The organism is Streptomyces noursei (genome assembly GCF_016917755.1).
Lineage (GTDB): Bacteria > Actinomycetota > Actinomycetes > Streptomycetales > Streptomycetaceae > Streptomyces > Streptomyces yunnanensis.
On the sequence record NZ_CP070326.1, the window covers coordinates 5,894,356 to 5,911,138 of the forward strand.

The window sequence follows — 16,783 nt, forward strand, 5'->3', positions numbered from 1 at the left end:
AGATTGTTCGACGCGGTGACCGGGGTATGACGAGGGGCGGTCGCGCGGGCATGGGGGGATTGCCGCCTCGGTCGCCGGTCAGGCCACCGATATCGCGTCCCGTGCGGACGGGACCGCTTCCGTGGCCGCCAGCGCCTCCCGAATCCGCGCCGCCACGGCCGCGTTGACCGGCAGTGCGAGGTGCCCGACGCCGCTGACCCGGACGTTCTCCACATGCAGGTCCGGATGATCGATCCGGGCGGTCCTGGCCGGCACCATCACCTGGTCCTCCTCGCTCCAGAAGGCCACGAAGCGCGTCCGGCACCGCGGCGCCGGCAGCGCCAACTCCGCGATCACTGCGGAGTCGGGGCGCATCTGCCGGACGATCGGATGCGCCGACATCAGGGGCGCGACGCGGGTGCCGGCATGCGGGGTGCCGAGCGTGATCAGCGTCCGGACCCGCTCGTCGCCGCCGCACCGCTGCACGTAATAGCGGGCGATCAGGCCGCCGAGACTGTGCCCGACGAGATCCACCCGGCGGTGTCCGGTCCGGGCGCAGACCTCTTCCACGTGGCGGCCCAACAGCTCGGCGGCGCGGCGCAGATCGCAGGTCAGCGGGGAGTAGTTGAGTGCCTCGACATGGCGCCAGCCGTGGCGGTACAGGGAGCGGCGCAGCAGGACGAAGACCGAGCGGTTGTCCACGAAGCCGTGCAGGAGCAGGACCGGTGGATGGGCGCGGCCCTCGGTGGGCAGGCGGGTCGGCGGACCGGCCGCGGGGGACGCGGTCGGCGGGCGCTCCTGGGCGATCCCGGTCGGATAGAGGAGGAGATGAGCGGTGAGCACGCCCAGCTCCACGAGCGTGGTGCGCAGCAGAAGAGGTGTGGAGAGAACAGGCAGAGCCCCCATGGCCGACCTCCCGAACGGCATGCGGGAGGTGACGACGACCCCCGAATGCCCTTGTGGGAAGCCGCGAGCGGCGATGGTGGTGCGGCGGCGGCCCCGCGGGCCGACCGGGCTGCGGCTCCCCGGGCGCCCGGCCCGTGTGTGCGGCGCCGGCCGTCCCTGGCGGCGGCGGACACGCGGAACGCGGCGCGTGGCGAATGTGTCCCGTGTGTGATTTCCCCCTCGCCGGATGTCACGAAACGGCTGCGTACGGGATGCTGTAGATAACGTTCGTTCACGCTCGTGGCCGCCGGTTCGCGGTGGCGCGACCGGATGTCGGCTCGGCGGCATCGCCCTGGCGGTGCCGCGCATGGCTTGGAGGCAGTGATGAGTGTGGCGCGGCAAGACGGGGCGCAGGCAGAGGGCCAGGGCGCGGCGGGCCGGTCGGGGCCGATCCGGGTCGTCGTCGCCAAGCCGGGGCTCGACGGGCACGACCGGGGCGCCAAGGTCATCGCCCGGGCGCTGCGGGACGCCGGTATGGAGGTGATCTACACCGGGCTGCACCAGACGCCGGAGCAGATCGTCGACACCGCGATCCAGGAGGACGCCGACGCCATCGGGCTGTCGATCCTCTCCGGTGCCCACAACACCCTCTTCGCGAAGGTGCTCGCCCTCCTGGAGGAGCGGGACGCGACGGACATCAAGGTCTTCGGCGGCGGCATCATCCCGGAGGCGGACATCGCCCCGCTGAAGCAGCAGGGCGTCGCGGAGATCTTCACGCCGGGGGCGACCACCACCTCGATCGTGGAGTGGGTCAACGCGAACGTCCGCCCGCTGGCCGTCTGAGCGGCCCGCGCCCGACGAGCCGTACGGGACGGCCCGGCCCGTTGCCGCGGGCGGCGCCGGCCGCCGGGGGAGCGGGCCCGTCGTCCGCGCAGGGCGGCGGGCGGTCGCCGGCGTCATGGTGCCTCCCCGGCGAGCTCGGCGTGCATGGCGGCGCGCAGGCGGAGGGTGCCGACCAGGCGCTGGAACGCCTCGGACCAATAGCCGCCGGAGCCCGGGGAGGCACCCTCGGGCTCGTCCGTGACCGCCGTGAGCATCTGCAGCCGGTCGGCCGCCGCCGGATCCAGGCAGCGCTCGGCCAGGCCCATCACCCCGCTGAAGCTCCACGGATAGCTGCCCGCGTCCCGGGCGATGTCCAGTGCGTCGACCACCGCCCGGCCCAGCGGCTCGGACCACGGCACCGCGCAGACGCCCAGCATCCGGAACGCGTCCGCGAGGCCGTGGACGGCGATGAACTCGGATACCCAGCCTGCCCGTTCGTCGTCCGGGAGCACCGTCAACAGCTTCGTCAGGTCCCGGGAGGAACCGGCCGGCGCCAGCTCGGCGGCGGCCTGGCCGGGGTTGCCGGGCGCGCCCAACAGGGCCCGCGCCCAGTCCGCGTGCCGCTGGCGCACCGCGGCCCGGCACCACGCGTCGTGCAGCTCCGTCCGCCAGTCGCCGGCCACCGGGAGCGCGACGAGTTCCGCCGGGGAGCGCCCGCCCAGACGGCCGGGCCAGCGGTCCAGCGGCGTCGCCTCCACCAACTGGCCCAGCCACCAGGCGCGTTCCCCCCTCCCGGAGGGCGGCTGGGGGGCGACGCCGTCCCGCTGCATCCCGGCGTCGCAGGCGCCCGGCGGATCGACCACGAGGACCTCGGTGGCGGTGGCGTCCCCGGGGGCCGGCCGGGCCAGGCGGACGCAGACCAGGCTGCGCTCGGCCATCCGGGCCGCGAGCGCGGAGCCGGGCAGGGCGGAGAGGAGCTCCGCAGCGGTGGTGCGGACGTTGCGGCTGCGGTCGGAGAGGGCCTGCTCCAGGAACGGCTCGTCGCTCGGCGTGAGCGCCTCGCCGAGGGAATCCAGGAACATCAGACGGTCCTCGGCGCGCTCGGTCGCCCAGGTGGCCGCGAGCAGCGCCAGGCCGGCCCGCGGATCGCGGCGCCGCAGCGACGTCAGCAGCGCGACCCGCTCCGCGAACAGCCCCTCCTCCCACAGTCGCCGGACCGCCTCGGGGGCGTCGGCGCCCGGCAGCGACAGCGGGCCGCCGATGCCGCGGAGCGCGAACCTCCAGTCGTCGTTGAGCCGGGCCAGCCACAGGCCGCGGGGGCCCGCCAGGGCGAGCGCGGTGGGCCGTAGGTCGGTGCGGGACCGGGCGGCGTCCAGCAGTGCGGGCAGCAGTGCCTCGGGGGCGCGGTAACCGCGTCCGTCGGCGGCGGCCAGCCACTGGGGCAGCAGTTCGGTGAGGTCGGGATCGGTGCCGCGCCGGCTGCCGGAGCCGGGAGCGCGGTCGGCGAGCAGCAGCGCGAGCCGGCGCCGGGCGGCCGGCGGCAGCGGGGGCCGCGGATCGGCGGGGGCCGGGGCGGGCCGCTCGGCGGCCGGGGCGGGGCGGAGCGCGGAGCGCCGCCGCACGGTGCCGACCGCCGCCGCGTCCAGCAGCGCTGCCGCGGGGGTCTGCCCGTCCCGCACGGCCACCGGCGGGGTGCGCCGCTCGGCCCCGAGGAGCGCGGCGCTCACCAGGTCGGGCCAGGCGCCGGGGGCGGCTGCGGTGGGGATGGCTGTGCTGGGGGTGGGGGATGGGGTGGGTGTGGTCGGCATGCTCTGCCTCCGGATGAGGGTGGTGCACGGATGAGGGGGCCTCGCGCCGCTGCGGGCCGGGCGGTGGGTCACGGGGACAGCGACACCGGTGCGGGGTCCCAGACCGTCAGCGGCAGGAAACCCCGGTGGCCGCATTCGCCGAAGACCGTGACCGGCGCGCCGCCCGATATGGCCGCCAGCTGCCACAGGGCCGGACGGCCCAGGCAGCGCGGATCCAGCGGGAGGGCGGACTCGCCGTCGGCGTCGGCCAGTTGCCAGCCGCCGCCCGCGCCGCCCGGTATCGGCGTGACATCGGCCAGGACCACCGGCCAGGCGTCCAGCCAGGGGTCGTCGCGCAGCGCATGGCCGTACGCGGCCAGCGCGGCGTCGATGCCGCAACCGGTCGGGACCGGCCCCGGGGCCGCGGGGGCGTACCGCTCACCGAGGGCGACGCGCAGCGGCCGGGCGCCCGGGTAGTAGGCCAGGTCGGCGTCGAGCAGCAGGCCGGGCGGGAGCGACACCTCCAGGGGGCGGTGGGCGCCGCCGAAGGAGCGGTGCAGCGCCATCCGGCCGGTCCGCTCGCCGCGCAGGAAGATCCGGCGGGTGGTCAACGGTCCCTCGGCGCCGTCCCGTTGGGCGAGGACCAGCCAGCGGTCCCGGATCGTCACCGTCTCCGGGTCGGACCGGACGTCCGCGGCGTCCGTGGTCAGTCCGACCCGGGCGCGGACCGTCGCCGCGAGCGGGGGCGGGAGCCGATCGATGCCCAGGAAACCCTGGTTGAGGAGGTGCAGCAGGGCGCACTCCTCCAGCAGGCGGGACGGCCAGTCGGGGCCGGAGGCCGCGATCGCGGCCAACTCCCTTACCCGCGAGGCGAGTCCGGGCGCCTGGGCGTCCACCATGCGGGCGGCGGTCTCCTCCCAGGAACCCCGCCCGCCACCGGGGTCGTCCGCGCCGGTGCGGGAGGCGGCCCCGGCGGCTGGGCCGGCCGCCGCGAGGCCCGAGTGCAGCAGGTCCTCCAGGCGCTGCTCCAACTCCGTTGCGCCGGCGGCGATCCGCTGCATCCGGCGGGCCGCCCGCCGCCGGGCCGCCTCCGGATCCGCGGGCGCGCGGGAGGGGGCGGCCGCGCCCGCGCCGTCGGCCTCGGAACCGTCGGCTCCTGGACCGCCGGCCCCCGCGCCGCCCGGCGGGCGGTCGGCCCGCTCCCGGCGCGTCGCCAGCCACCCGGCCGCCCACGGCGGCGGCTGCCCGCCCGCGGCCGGACCGTCCCCCGGCCGCGCCGGCTCCCCGGCCTCGTCCCCGGCCCACCGCAGCAACAGCCCCAGCGTGTGCTTGCACGGGAACTTCCTGCTCGGGCAACTGCACTGGAACGCCGGCCCGTCGAGATCCACGACGGTGCCGTACCGCGTGCCGTCGCCGCCCTCGCACATCCCCCATACCGCGCCCCCGCCCGCGCCCGTCCCCGACCACCGGCCGGCCGCGGCGAGCCGCCCGCCCGCCGCCCGCGACGCCTCGTCCGGCGCCAGCGCGAGCACCCGGTCCCTCGTCCAACGCTCCCCGTGCGGACTCATCCGACCCCCCTGCGGACTCCCGTCGAACCCCTGCCGTCGAACCCCTGCGGATTCGCTGTCTTCGACGCTACGACGCGGCACTGACAATCGCCCTCGCACGTCGGCAACTCCGCAGGTCAGCAACGCTTTTCGGGGGCGTTGTCAGTGGTCTGGTGCAGGCTGGGAACCGCAAGTCGCCGGCGGGATCCGCGCGGGGCGCCGGCCGCACATCGCGCGACGAGGGGGAAGCATGTCCGAGAACGGCATCACCACAGCGGGTGGGGCGCACGACGGGTCCGGGGAGGCGCTGCGACCGCACGCCGAAGTCGCCTTCGCGCACGAGCTGGCGGCGCTCGCCGCGGCCGACGACCGGCCCCGGCCGGAGCGCTGGCGGCTTTCGCCCTGGGCGGTCGCGACGTATCTGCTCGGCGGCACGCTCGCCGACGGCACGGTCATCACACCCAAGTACGTCGGCCCGCGGCGGATCGTCGAAGTCGCGGTGACGACCCTCGCCACCGATCGCGCGCTGCTGCTGCTCGGCGTGCCCGGCACCGCCAAGACCTGGGTGTCGGAGCACCTGGCGGCGGCGGTCAGCGGCGACTCCACCCTGCTGGTGCAGGGCACCGCCGGCACCCCCGAGGAGGCGATCCGCTACGGCTGGAACTACGCCCGGCTGCTCGCCCAGGGCCCCAGCGCCGACGCCCTGGTGCCCGGCCCCGTCATGCGGGCGATGGCACAGGGGATGACCGCGCGGGTCGAGGAGCTGACCCGGATCCCGGCCGACGTCCAGGACACCCTCATCACCCTCCTGTCGGAGAAGACCCTGCCGATACCGGAGTTGGGGCAGGAGGTCCAGGCCGTCCACGGCTTCAACCTGATCGCCACGGCCAACGACCGTGACCGCGGCGTCAACGACCTCTCCAGCGCGTTGCGCCGCCGCTTCAACACCGTCGTCCTGCCGCTGCCCGCCACCCCGGAGGACGAGGTGGACATCGTCGCGCGGCGGGTCGCACAGATCGGGAGTTCGCTCCGACTCCCGCCCGCACCCCAGGGGATGGACGAGATCCGCCGCGTGGTGACGGTCTTCCGCGAGCTGCGGGACGGCGTCACGACCGACGGCCGCACCAAGCTCAAGTCGCCGTCCGGGACGCTCTCCACGGCCGAGGCCATCTCGGTCGTCACCAGCGGCCTGGCACTGGCCACCCACTTCGGGGACGGCGTGCTGCGCCCCGGGGACGTGGCCGCCGGCATCCTCGGCGCGGTGGTCCGCGATCCGACCGCGGACCGCGTCGTCTGGCAGGAGTACCTGGAGACCGTGGTGCGCGAGCGCGACGGCTGGAAGGACTTCTACCGCGCCTGCCGGGAGGTGGGCGCATGACCGGCGTAAACGGGACCGGGCCGGTGCTGCTCGGGGTGCGGCACCACGGCCCGGGGTCGGCCCGGGCGGTGCGGGCCGCACTGGAGCAGTGCGCACCCCGCGCGGTGCTGATCGAGGGGCCGCCGGAGGCGGACGCGCTGGTGCCGCTCGCCGCCCACCCGGAGATGCGGCCACCGGTCGCCCTGCTCGCCCACGCCGTGGACGACCCCGGCCGCGCGGCGTTCTGGCCGCTGGCCGCCTTCTCCCCGGAGTGGGTGGCGCTGCGCTGGGCCCTGGAGCACGACGTTCCGGTGCGCTTCATCGACCTTCCGGCGGCACATGCACTGGCCATGGCGGACGAGGAGCCGGAGACCGGCGAGCGGCCGGAAGAAGGAGGGACGGCGCCCGGCACGGGAACGGGCGAGGCGGCGGGGGAGCAGGGGGCGTCGGCGTCGGCCGCCGCCGTGCGGCTGGATCCCCTCCGGGTGCTCGCCGAGACCGCCGGCCACGACGACCCCGAGCGCTGGTGGGAGGACGTGGTCGAGCACCGCGGCCCGGGACGTGCCGCCCGGTCATGGGGGTCCCCCCGCGCGAGCGGAGTCGAGAGTCGGGGAGGAGTCGAGAGTGGGGGAGGCGCCGAGGGCGGGGGAGGGCCCGAGGCGGACGCGCTGGCTCCGTTCGCCGTGCTCGCCGAGGCCATGGCGGCACTGCGCGCGGCTCTCGACGACGGATCCGACCGCGACGCGGTCCGGGAGGCCCATATGCGGCTCCGACTGCGCGCCGCGCGGCGGGAGTTCGGCGACCCGGTGGCCGTGGTCTGCGGGGCCTGGCACGTCCCCGCACTGGCCCGCGCCGCCGCCCGCCCCGGCTCCGGCGGGAGCCCCGCCCCGCCCACGGTGGCCGCCGACCGGCAGCTCCTCAAGGGCCTGCCGAAGGTGAAGACGGCGCTGACCTGGGTGCCGTGGACCCACCGGCGGCTGGCCCGGCGCAGCGGCTACGGCGCCGGCATCACCTCCCCCGGGTGGTACGGCCACCTCTTCGAGGCCCCCGACCGCCCCGTGGAGCGCTGGCTGACCAAGGCCGCCTGGCTGCTCCGCGAGGAGGACCACGCCGTCTCGTCGGCGCACGTCATCGAGGCGGTGCGGCTCGCCGAAGGGCTCGCCGCGATCCGTGGCCGTCCGCTCGCCGGCCTCGCCGAACTCGACGACGCGGTCCGGGCCGTCATGACCGCCGGCTCCGACGTGCCCGCCGCGCTGATCCGCGACCGGCTGGTGGTCGGCGAGGTGCTGGGCCAGGTGCCCGAGGACGCCCCGGCCGTCCCGCTCCAACGGGACCTCGCCCGCTGCCAGCGGACGCTGCGCCTCAGGCCCGAGGCGGCCGAGCGCGAGCTGGAACTGGACCTCCGCAAGGAGACCGACGCCGGCCGCAGCGGCCTGCTGCACCGGCTGCAGCTGCTCGGCATCCCCTGGGGCGAGCCCGCCCGCTCCCGGGGCGGCACCGGGACCTTCCGGGAGACCTGGCGGCTGCGCTGGGAGCCGGAGTTGTCCGTGCGGGTCGCGGAGGCCGGCGTCTGGGGCACCACGGTGCTCACGGCGGCCACCGCCAAGGCCACCTCGGACGCCGCGGAGGCCACCGTCCTCGCCGAGGTCACCGCCCTCGCCGAGCGCTGCCTGCTCGCCGGGCTGCCCGAGGCCCTGCCGGTGGTGATGCGGGCGCTGGCCGACCGCGCCGCCCTCGACGCGGACGTCGGCCACCTCGCCCAGGCCCTGCCCGCCCTGGTCCGCGCGGTGCGCTACGGGGACGTCCGCGGCACCGACGCCGGCGCGCTCCGTGCGGTGGCGCTGGGCCTGGCCGGCCGGATCTTCGTCGGGCTGCCCCCGGCCTGCGCGGGCCTGGACGCCGAAGGCGCGGCGGAGCTGCGCGGCCACCTCGACGCCACCCACCGGGCCGTCGGCCTCCTCGGGCAGGTCGCGGAGGAGACCGGGGCACCGGACCGGGCGACCGTCGAGCCGCCCGCCCCGCCCCTGCGGGAGCGCTGGGCCGCGGTCCTCCGGACGCTCGCCGAACGGGACACCGTCCCCGGCCTGCTCCGCGGGCGGGCCGCCCGGCTGTTGCTGGACGACGGACGGTTGCCCGGCGACGGCGCGGAGCGGCTGATGGCGCTCGCCCTCTCGCCCGGCACCCCGCCCGCCGACGCCGCCGGATGGATCGAGGGCTTCGTGGGCGGCCCGGGCGGCGGCCTGCTGCTGGTCCACGACGAACGGCTGCTGGCACTGGTGGACGGCTGGCTGACGCGGGTACCGGACGCCGTGTTCGTCGACGTCCTGCCGCTGCTGCGGCGGACCTTCGGTGGATACGACACCGGGGTGCGGCGCACCCTCGGCGAACTCGTCCGCCGCGGCCCGTCCGGCGGATCCCGCCACCCGGCGCCCGGCCCCGCGGACGCGGCGGCGCCCGGCTTCGGCCCCGGCCTGGACCGCGACCGCGCCGCCGCCGTCCTGCCCACCCTGCGACTCCTGCTGGGCATACCCCAGCGCGGCTACGAGGACGAGGACGGGCGCGACGAAAACGGCAGGGGGCGGGACGGGAGCGAGCGGGGCGGCACGAGCGAGGGCGCGGACGGCGTCGGGAACGGATCCGGGACCACGGGGACCGAAGGCGCCGCCCCAGCGACCAACGAGCCGACAGGAGCGGGAAGATGACCAGCACGGCGGACCGGAACGCGGAGCGGCTGCGCCGCTGGCGACTGGCGCTGGGCGGCGCCGGCGCGGACGGCACCGGCTGCGAACTGCGCGGCAGGGACGCCGCGATGGACGGCGCACTGGAGTCCCTGTACGGGCAGCAACCACACCCGCGGCCGGGCCGCGGACCGCGCGATGGCGGCGGCACCCGGGCGGCCGGCCTCGGTGCGTCGGCGCCCCAAGTGGCCCGCTGGCTGGGCGACATCCGCAGCTACTTCTCGTCCTCCGTGGTGCAGGTGATGCAGCGCGACGCCATCGACCGGCTCGGGCTGTCCGCGCTGCTGCTGGAGCCGGAGATGCTGGAGGCCGTCGAGGCCGACGTCCACCTGGTGGGCACCCTGCTCTCCCTGAACAAGGTGATGCCGCAGACCACCAGGGAGACCGCGCGGGCCGTCGTCCGCAAGGTCGTCGGAGAGCTGGAGCAGCGGCTGGCCACCCGCACCCGGGCCACGCTCACCGGAGCGCTGGACCGCGCCGCCCGGATCCGTCGCCCGCGGCACCGCGCCATCGACTGGGACCGCACCATCCGCGCCAACCTCAAGAACTACCTCCCGGAACACCGCACCGTCGTCCCCGAGCGGCTGATCGGATACGGGCGCTCGGCGCAGTCGGCGCGGAAGGACGTGGTGCTCTGCGTCGACCAGTCCGGGTCGATGGCCGCGTCCGTGGTGTACGCCTCGGTGTTCGGGGCGGTGCTGGCCTCGATGCGGGCCCTCGACACCCGGCTGGTCGTCTTCGACACCGCCGTGACCGACCTGACGGACCACCTGGAGGACCCGGTGGAGCTGCTGTTCGGCACCCAGCTCGGCGGCGGCACGGACATCAACCGGGCGCTGGCCTACTGCCAGTCCCGGATCCGCCGGCCCGCCGACACCGTGGTCGTCCTCATCAGCGACCTCTACGAGGGCGGCATCCGCGACGAGATGCTCAAGCGGGTCGCCGCGATGACGGCGTCCGGGGTGCGGTTCGTGACCCTGCTCGCGCTCTCCGACGAAGGCGCGCCCGCCTACGACCGGGAGCACGCGGCGGCCCTGGCCGCCCTCGGGGCACCGGCGTTCGCCTGCACGCCCGACCGGTTTCCGGAGGTGATGGCGGCCGCACTGGAGAAACGGCCGCTGCCCATACCGGACATGGCGGAGCAACGGTGACAGGAAACCCGGGGGGACTTGCGGGGTACCTGCCCCGTCGTGCAAGGATCAGGGCATCGCTCGATCACCCGTGACGGGTTCGACACCGTGGCGCTGTGCCCGGCTGTCCCCGTCCGCATGGGAAGGTCCCCTCCTTGTCCGCTGTGTTCGCCCTGCCTGCCGCCGTGCGCCTGCCGCGCACCGTGGCCGTGCGGCGCGCGCTGCTGGCGGGGCTCTTCCTGGTCGGCTTCGTCCTCCTCGGCATCGGCTTCGGCACCGGCGCACACGCCGCCGACCGGACGCCCGTCGACGGCCGTCCGGCCGCACCCGCGCTGACCGGGGCCCAGACCCCGCAGCGCGCCGGCACCCCCCGGCACCTCGGCAAACTGCCGCAGTCCGGGGCGACGTTGGCGCACCAGGGCGAGGCGGAGGGCGCCGGACTCACCCGGCGCGCGGACACCGAGACGGCCGCGGTCGAGGGCACGATGCGCCCCGCCGAGCAGGCCGCCGCACCGGTCACCGGCCGGCTCGCCGAGCCGGTGGACGCGGTGACCGGCCTGGTCAAGGCGATCGGCGGGATCGGGGACACGGTCGGCGGCGCGCTGCCCGTCCACCTCCCCGTCGGCACCCACCCGGGACGGCCCGGCGACGGTGGCACGCCCGCGCACGGCGGGGCGCCCGGTGGCGCTCAGGCCGGTCCCGGGGCCGTTCCCACCGGCGACGGCCCGGCCGCGTCGCAGCTGCTCCGCCCGGCGCACTGCGGCTACGCACCGCACCACCCGGCCGCCGCACAGCCGCGTCCCGTCGCCCAGCCGCAGCGGGACGCCGGCCACCACGGCCTGCCGGCCCAGGGCCCGCTGGGCCCGGTCGCGCCGCCCGCGCACACCACGGGCGACGGCCACGGTCCCCGTGGCGGCGATCAGCACGCCGCCGCTCCGGCGGACTCCCCGCGCTTCCGGCTGCTGCCCGGTGGCGTCCGTACGGCCGATGGCGCCCCGACGCGCCGACGGGCCGAAGAAATCCTCGAATTCCCCGGCTAGGGCAGACCGCTCCGCGTCTGAAATGACCTGCCACGCGGGGGTGGCACAGGTCTGCCCGTTGAACCTCCCGAATTCGAAGGACATCACCACCATGCGCTCCAACATCCGCCGTTCCATCGCCGTCGCCGCCACCGCCACCGGCCTGTGGGCCCTCGGCTCCGTCGCCGCCAACGCCGCCGAGCTGCCGGCCACCCCGGACCTGCCGGCCGTCGGCACGGTCACCGGTGCCGCCCAGCACCTGTCCACCGGCGCGGTCACCGGCACCGTCCAGAAGGCCGCCGGCACCGCCACCAAGACCGTGCGCGGCGCGGCCGGCAAGGCGACCGGGGTCCTCGGCGGCGGCGTGTCCGCCGACAAGCTGCCCACCGGTCAGCTGCCGCAGGCCGGCGGCATCGTGGACGGTGTGCGCCAGCTCGTCGGCGGTGCCGGGCTGCCCGACGCGAACGCCGGTGACGTGCAGAAGGCTGTCGACGGCAAGCAGGCGAAGCAGGCCGTCAAGCAGCTCTCCAAGGTCGCCAAGACCGCTGACCTGGGCAAGGCCGGCAAGCTGGTGAACGGCAAGCTGCCCGCGCTGCCGAAGCTGCCCGCCGTCCCGGGCGTCCCCGCCGCCAAGCTGCCCGGCGGTCTGCCCAAGGGCCTGCCCGGCGTCCCGGCGCTGCCCAAGACCCCGGGTCTGCCGAAGGCCCCGGGTTCGGCCGACAACCTGCTGGCCGGCCTCGCCGGTGCGGGTCTGCGTCCCGAGCAGCTGACCAAGCAGGCGCAGGGTGCGCTGGCCACCGCGCGTCCGCTCGTCGACCGCACCGCCGCCGACGTGCTGCCGCCGGTCGCCGCCCGGACGGTCGCCAAGGTCCTGCCGGTCGCCCAGGGCGCGGTCGGCAACGTGGGCGCGCTCGCCGGTGACGCCGCGCGTCGGGCCACCCCGTTCGTGACCGTCGTCGACGGCCGCGTCCAGGTGTTCGTGCAGAACGTCCAGGGCGAGGCCGTGCCGTTCGCGCAGGGTGTCGCCGGGCAGGCCACCGTCCTCGCGCAGGGCGTGGGCAGCGACGCGGTGCCGTTCGCGCAGGGCGTGGTGACCGTCGTGGTGACGGACGCCAAGGGCACCGCGACCGCCGCCGTCGCCGGCGCCCAGGGCCTGGCCCCGGCCGTGCCCGCCAACGTCGCCGACCTGACCAACGCCGCCAACATCCCGGCGGTGCCCGCCCTTCCGGTGCAGGGCCTCTGATCCGTCCGGCGAACCGCACGGTGTGCACCGGTGGACCGACCGCGGCGGCGGTCGGGACCCGGGGCCATCGGAACGCCGGATGAGGCGGACGAGGTGACGTGGGGGTCATCTCGTCCCGCCGAGTGAAAGACGCCGGGTGGCCCTCTGTGGGGGAGGGTCACCCGGCCTTTTTCGTGCCCGGGGAACGGCCGGTGCCCGGGGGCCGTTCGGTTCAGCGGCACAGGGCCGCGTCCACCACGCTGTCCATGTGCTCCTTGGTCGTCCGGCCCGGCTGCGTGGTCACCGCGACGTCGGCGGCGCGGCCGTTCCCGGCGACGCCACCTCGGGTCTCGTATCCCGTCATGCTGCCGCCGTGGCCCCAGTAGACGCCGCCGCACGACAGCGGCCTGCTCACGAGGCCCAGGCCGTAGCGGGCACCGGCGGGGAAGGGGGAGGTGGCGGAGACGGTGGTGCGCATCTGGTCGAGCTGGGCCTTCGGCAGGAGGCGTCCGGACAGCAGCGCGCTGAAGAAGCGGTTGAGGTCGGAGTTCGTGGAGATCATCTGGCCTGCCGCCCATGCCCAGGACGGGTCCCATTCCGTGGCGTCGACCAGGGGCGCGCCCGCCGACTCCTGGTAGTAGCCCTTGGGGTGGCGCTCCCGGATGGTCGCGTCGCCGGGGGCGGGGAAGTAGGTGTGGCGCAGGCCAATGCGTCGGACGACGCGCCGGTCGATCTGTTCGGCGACGGTGTGGCCGGTGACCTTCTGGACGAGTAGGCCCGCCACGAGGTAGTTCGTGTTGTTGTACTCCCACTTCGCTCCGGGCGCGAAGTGGGCCTTGTGCTTCAGGGCGAGGTGCAGGAGTTCGCCGGGCTCGTAGAAGCGGATGTCGTCGCTGAGGTGGTCCACGTAGGTGGGAAGTCCGCTGGTGTGCTGGAGGAGTTGGCGGACGGTGATGCGGCGGCCGTCGATGCCGTCCCCGCGCAACAGGCCGGGCAGGTAGGTGTCGACGGAAGCGTCGAGTTCGACCTTGCCCTCGGCGACCAGTTGCAGCACGACCACGGCCGTGAAGGTCTTGGTGTTGCTGCCGATGCGGACCTGACCGTCCCTGGGGACCTTCGCGCCCGTGGCCACGTCGCCGACGCCCGCGGTGTAGGTACGGGTGTGCCCGTGGCGGTCCTGGACGCTCGCCAGCGCAGCGGGCACACCGTCCTCACGTACCAGTTGGTTCAGGTGCCTCTGCACGGAGTGCGATGTGGAGGCCGGTGCCGCCGACGCCGCGGTCGACGCCGGAGCGCCCACCGCCATCGCGCCGACGGCCACCGCAGCCGCGGCTGTCACGGCCCTGCGCCGACCACCGCCCGACCGCCGTCCGGACCAACGGAACCTCTGTCCTGCCTGTGCACGCACGAGTCAACTCCTCCGGAAGCCCTGGGAACCAGCGGCATGTGCCGGGTCCCAGCATTTCCGGAGGCGACCGGTCGGGACGATCCTGCTGTCCGCCGGGCTCCGGGTAGGGCTACCCCCAAGATCTGCCGGTCGCCCCGTACCCCTCAACCAGGCGATCGGGCCTGTGTGTTCGGTACACGGAGGCGGTCCCAGGTGACGCGGCCCGGGACGCCGTCCGCGTCCTTGCCGTGGAAGCCGAGTTTGCGTTGCCAGGAGGCGTACGACTTGCGGTGGGCCTCGTTCCACTCCGGGCCGGAGCCGTGCCGGTAGTGGTCGCAGCCCTCGGCGATCAGCCGTTCGCCCATCGCCGCGATCACCGGGTCGCGGGCCCCGGGGTGGAAGAACCCGCCGCCGGGGAACGGCTCGTAGGGCGGGTGTTGCGGCATCGGCGGGACGGGTGGGGTGCGGCCGTCGTCGAGAGCGCCGCCGGTGCCACCGGCAGCTCCGACGTCACCGGCGCCGCTGCCGTTCGCCGCGATCGGCCCGGTGCCGGGCCCCGTCCCCTGGGCGCCCCGGGACGGGTCCACCGGGTCCACCGGGCCCTCCGGCGGTTCGGCGAGGCGGGACTTGATGCGGTCGCGCAGCGCGTCCATGGTGAAGCCGAACGGATCGATCTTCCCCGGTTGCCATTCCTTGTGGCCGATCACCGAGCGCTCGCCCCACCCGTGCGCCCGGCAGATCGCCGCCGCGGCCTTCTCCACCGCCGACAACTGGGCTTCCGGCCAGGGGTCCTGGCCGTCACCGAGGTTGATGCACTCGAAGCCGTAGAAGTGCCGGTTGCCGTCGGTGTCGGCGAGCCGGTCCTCGGGGAGCTCGACCTCGTCGATCACCGCCTGGAGGACGTCGCGGTCGCCGAGGCCGGCGTGGTTGGCGCGGCCGTTGCCGACCAGATACACCTCGCCGGCCTTGTCGATCACCCCGTGGCAGAGCGGCCCCGGCAGGTCCGGGCGCCCGTCGTAGCAGAGGTCCACCGAGGGCTCGGTGCCCTCGGTGGCGGTGTGGTGGACGACCACCCCGTTCATCGGGCCCCAGTGGCCCTTGGTGTTCCGGTTGTGCCGGCGCCAGTCGCGGACCTCGTGGACGACCAGCCCCTCCGCGCGTAGCGCGGCCAGCAACTGGCTGCCGGTCAGCGGGGTGGCCATCAGTCCGCCACCCCCTGCTCGTCCACCTGCGCCTCGGCCTCCGCGGTGGTCTGCGACCGGGGCTGCTGCGGGCCGCCCCGGCCCGCAGCGCCGGTCGACAGCGTGCCGACGCCGCCGGACCCCTGGGTCTGCGCGGCGGCGTCCGTCGCCTGGATGCCGGTCGCCAGCGGGCGGAACGCGAACCGCAGGTCGGGCACGGCCTGTTCGCCGTGCACCCAGGCCAGCGGCGCGTGGTGCACGACGATGCCGGAGGGGTGCTGGAGCAGCGGGCGGCGCGCCCGGTCGGTGGGCCACTCGACGCCGCCGGTGGCGGTGCGGGCCGGGATCAGCCAGAAGTCGCCGGTGCGGTAGCTGCCGCCGGCCTCGAAGTAGACCTCGACACCGTCCTCCAGCGGCAGCCAGCCGCCCTCCTCCACCGGGACCGCGCCGTGCCGCAGCCGCCCCGGGCGGTCGCCGCGGCGCACCGTCTTCCGGCTGGCCTCCTGGTGGTCCCAGCGGCGCAGGAACGGGTGCAGTTCGGGGCGGCGGCCCACGCCCGGCGCGGGCTCGTCGGAGAGCCGCACCCGGCGGCCGGGCAGATCGACCTCCACCACCCGCAGCAGCGGCGCCGCCTCGCCCCGGCTGGCGTACCCGGTGTCCACGAACTCGACCCAGTCGCCGACATGGAGGGAGAGCTTGTCGTCGTTGGCCAGGGAGGCCAACTGCACCCAGGTGCCGTCGAGTTCGTCGACGGGGAAGGTGGGCGAGCCGTTCTCCCGCGACCACTTGAAGGTGGCGTCCTTGGCGGTGCCGCCCTCGTGCACCTCGACCCGGTACAGCTGGTTCTCCGGGCCGCGGTAGCGGGCCTCGGGCGCGACCAGGCAGGGGTCGTCGTCGGCGTGGTCGGGGCGTTCGCTGCGGGCGGCCAGCCGGCAGCCGGGGGCGGCGGCCTGCCGCGCCCAGCGGTCGAACGCGGTGCGGATGTCGTCGGCCGGCGGGTTGTCGCCGTCCAGTCCCAGCTCGGACGCCGGCAGCGGCAGCACCTGCCAGACCACCTTGGCGCGGGCCGCGGTGTCCGGCAGTGCGGCGCCCAGCGCCACCTCGCGCAGTGCCGGGTCCTCGGCGGCGGTGACCAGCCGCTCCCACACCTTCAGATAGACCAGGTACGGGAATTGGGAGGGCAGGCGGTCGCCGGGGCGCTCCGGGTCGCGGTGGCCGTCCGGCTGGTCCCAGTACGTCCAGGTCTCGGACGCGGCGGGCGCGGAGGGGGTGTCGCCGTCCGCCGCCTCCTCCTCGTCCTCCCTGTCCTCCTTGGGGGCGGTGGCCGTCGGTACCGGTGTTCCCGGCCGCGGGCGGGTGGCGTCGCACAGGATCCCGTCGACGTAGTAGCGGCCGCCGCCGATGACGAGGTCGTCCAGCTCGTGCGGGCCGCCCCGGAGGTCGATCTTGAAGCCGGTGGCGCCGTGCGGCCCGCCGTGCGCGCCGATCAGGTCGGCCGCCAGGGTGCGGGCCTGGAACAGCTGGATGGCGGTCTGCTCGTTGGCGTCGGCGTCCAGCTGGACCCGGCCCTGCTGCGCCACCACCGCGGAGTAGTGGCGCTCCGGCCGGTGGGTGATGCGGGAGAGGTCAGCGTGCATGGAAGGGGTCCCCCTCGTACGGAAGCTCTGGCGGTCGGTGGTGGGCGGTGCGGCGGCGCAACGGGCGCTCGATTGGCGAGTGTTGGGACGGT

General features: G+C 75.8%; 12 protein-coding genes. 6 read left to right on the forward strand and 6 right to left on the reverse strand.

The annotated features are described in order from the left end of the window. Positions 1 to 78: 78 nt before the first annotated feature. Positions 79 to 885: an esterase/lipase family protein gene (locus JNO44_RS26120; protein WP_205366328.1), complete on the reverse strand. Its 807-nt coding sequence runs from the start codon at positions 883 to 885 to the stop codon at positions 79 to 81. Between the two features lie 363 nt (positions 886 to 1,248). Here JNO44_RS26120 and JNO44_RS26125 point away from each other — a divergent pair, with 363 nt between their 5' ends. Next, positions 1,249 to 1,707, forward strand: coding sequence for a cobalamin B12-binding domain-containing protein (locus JNO44_RS26125; protein ID WP_205366329.1), 459 nt, complete (start codon positions 1,249 to 1,251; stop codon positions 1,705 to 1,707). 113 nt (positions 1,708 to 1,820) lie between these two features. On the opposite strand, the gene JNO44_RS26130 is transcribed toward JNO44_RS26125, so the two are convergent. Both JNO44_RS26130 and JNO44_RS26135 read right to left on the reverse strand, forming a co-directional pair. Beyond that, complete coding sequence (locus JNO44_RS26130; RefSeq protein ID WP_240167667.1) at positions 1,821 to 3,494, reverse strand: DUF5691 domain-containing protein; 1,674 nt, start codon at positions 3,492 to 3,494, stop codon at positions 1,821 to 1,823. A gap of 68 nt (positions 3,495 to 3,562) precedes the next feature. Then, complete coding sequence (locus JNO44_RS26135) at positions 3,563 to 5,041, reverse strand: SWIM zinc finger family protein (protein ID WP_205366330.1); 1,479 nt, start codon at positions 5,039 to 5,041, stop codon at positions 3,563 to 3,565. A 229-nt stretch (positions 5,042 to 5,270) separates the two neighbouring features. Here JNO44_RS26135 and JNO44_RS26140 point away from each other — a divergent pair, with 229 nt between their 5' ends. The 5 genes from JNO44_RS26140 to JNO44_RS26160 all read left to right on the forward strand — a co-directional run bounded on the left by JNO44_RS26140 (position 5,271) and on the right by JNO44_RS26160 (position 12,507). Continuing rightward, positions 5,271 to 6,398: an ATP-binding protein gene (locus JNO44_RS26140; protein WP_205366331.1), complete on the forward strand. Its 1,128-nt coding sequence runs from the start codon at positions 5,271 to 5,273 to the stop codon at positions 6,396 to 6,398. Continuing rightward, entirely contained in the window at positions 6,395 to 9,079 is a 2,685-nt protein-coding gene (locus JNO44_RS26145; protein WP_240167668.1) for a DUF5682 family protein, read from the forward strand. The genes JNO44_RS26140 and JNO44_RS26145 overlap by 4 nt, the downstream gene beginning before the upstream one ends. Then, positions 9,076 to 10,266, forward strand: a complete 1,191-nt coding sequence (locus JNO44_RS26150; RefSeq protein ID WP_205366332.1) for a VWA domain-containing protein — start codon at positions 9,076 to 9,078, stop codon at positions 10,264 to 10,266. Before JNO44_RS26145 ends, JNO44_RS26150 begins: the two co-directional genes overlap by 4 nt. A gap of 134 nt (positions 10,267 to 10,400) precedes the next feature. Further along, entirely contained in the window at positions 10,401 to 11,285 is an 885-nt protein-coding gene (locus tag JNO44_RS26155) for a hypothetical protein (RefSeq protein WP_205366333.1), read from the forward strand. 91 nt (positions 11,286 to 11,376) lie between these two features. Then, positions 11,377 to 12,507, forward strand: a complete 1,131-nt coding sequence (locus JNO44_RS26160; RefSeq protein ID WP_205366334.1) for a hypothetical protein — start codon at positions 11,377 to 11,379, stop codon at positions 12,505 to 12,507. A 211-nt stretch (positions 12,508 to 12,718) separates the two neighbouring features. Here the strand turns inward: JNO44_RS26160 and JNO44_RS26165 are convergent, their stop codons facing one another. The 3 genes from JNO44_RS26165 to JNO44_RS26180 form a co-directional block, all read right to left on the reverse strand. Next, positions 12,719 to 13,894, reverse strand: a complete 1,176-nt coding sequence (locus JNO44_RS26165) for a serine hydrolase domain-containing protein (RefSeq protein ID WP_420882684.1) — start codon at positions 13,892 to 13,894, stop codon at positions 12,719 to 12,721. A 143-nt stretch (positions 13,895 to 14,037) separates the two neighbouring features. Then, complete coding sequence (locus JNO44_RS43700; protein ID WP_240167669.1) at positions 14,038 to 15,075, reverse strand: peptidoglycan-binding protein; 1,038 nt, start codon at positions 15,073 to 15,075, stop codon at positions 14,038 to 14,040. After that, the gene (locus tag JNO44_RS26180) at positions 15,075 to 16,691 is read right to left on the reverse strand and encodes a DUF6519 domain-containing protein (protein ID WP_205366336.1); all 1,617 of its coding nucleotides are present in this window, start codon (positions 16,689 to 16,691) and stop codon (positions 15,075 to 15,077) included. Before JNO44_RS26180 ends, JNO44_RS43700 begins: the two co-directional genes overlap by 1 nt. Between the last annotated feature and the right edge of the window lie 92 nt (positions 16,692 to 16,783).

Coding starts and splice junctions, on each gene's coding strand:
- JNO44_RS26130 (WP_240167667.1), bottom strand. CDS start 3,494: ATGCCGACCACACCCACCCCATCCCCCACCCCCAGCACAGCCATCCCC.
- JNO44_RS26150 (WP_205366332.1), top strand. CDS start 9,076: ATGACCAGCACGGCGGACCGGAACGCGGAGCGGCTGCGCCGCTGGCGA.
- JNO44_RS26160 (WP_205366334.1), top strand. CDS start 11,377: ATGCGCTCCAACATCCGCCGTTCCATCGCCGTCGCCGCCACCGCCACC.
- JNO44_RS26125 (WP_205366329.1), top strand. CDS start 1,249: ATGAGTGTGGCGCGGCAAGACGGGGCGCAGGCAGAGGGCCAGGGCGCG.
- JNO44_RS26140 (WP_205366331.1), top strand. CDS start 5,271: ATGTCCGAGAACGGCATCACCACAGCGGGTGGGGCGCACGACGGGTCC.
- JNO44_RS26135 (WP_205366330.1), bottom strand. CDS start 5,041: ATGAGTCCGCACGGGGAGCGTTGGACGAGGGACCGGGTGCTCGCGCTG.
- JNO44_RS26145 (WP_240167668.1), top strand. CDS start 6,395: ATGACCGGCGTAAACGGGACCGGGCCGGTGCTGCTCGGGGTGCGGCAC.
- JNO44_RS26120 (WP_205366328.1), bottom strand. CDS start 885: ATGGGGGCTCTGCCTGTTCTCTCCACACCTCTTCTGCTGCGCACCACG.
- JNO44_RS26180 (WP_205366336.1), bottom strand. CDS start 16,691: ATGCACGCTGACCTCTCCCGCATCACCCACCGGCCGGAGCGCCACTAC.
- JNO44_RS43700 (WP_240167669.1), bottom strand. CDS start 15,075: ATGGCCACCCCGCTGACCGGCAGCCAGTTGCTGGCCGCGCTACGCGCG.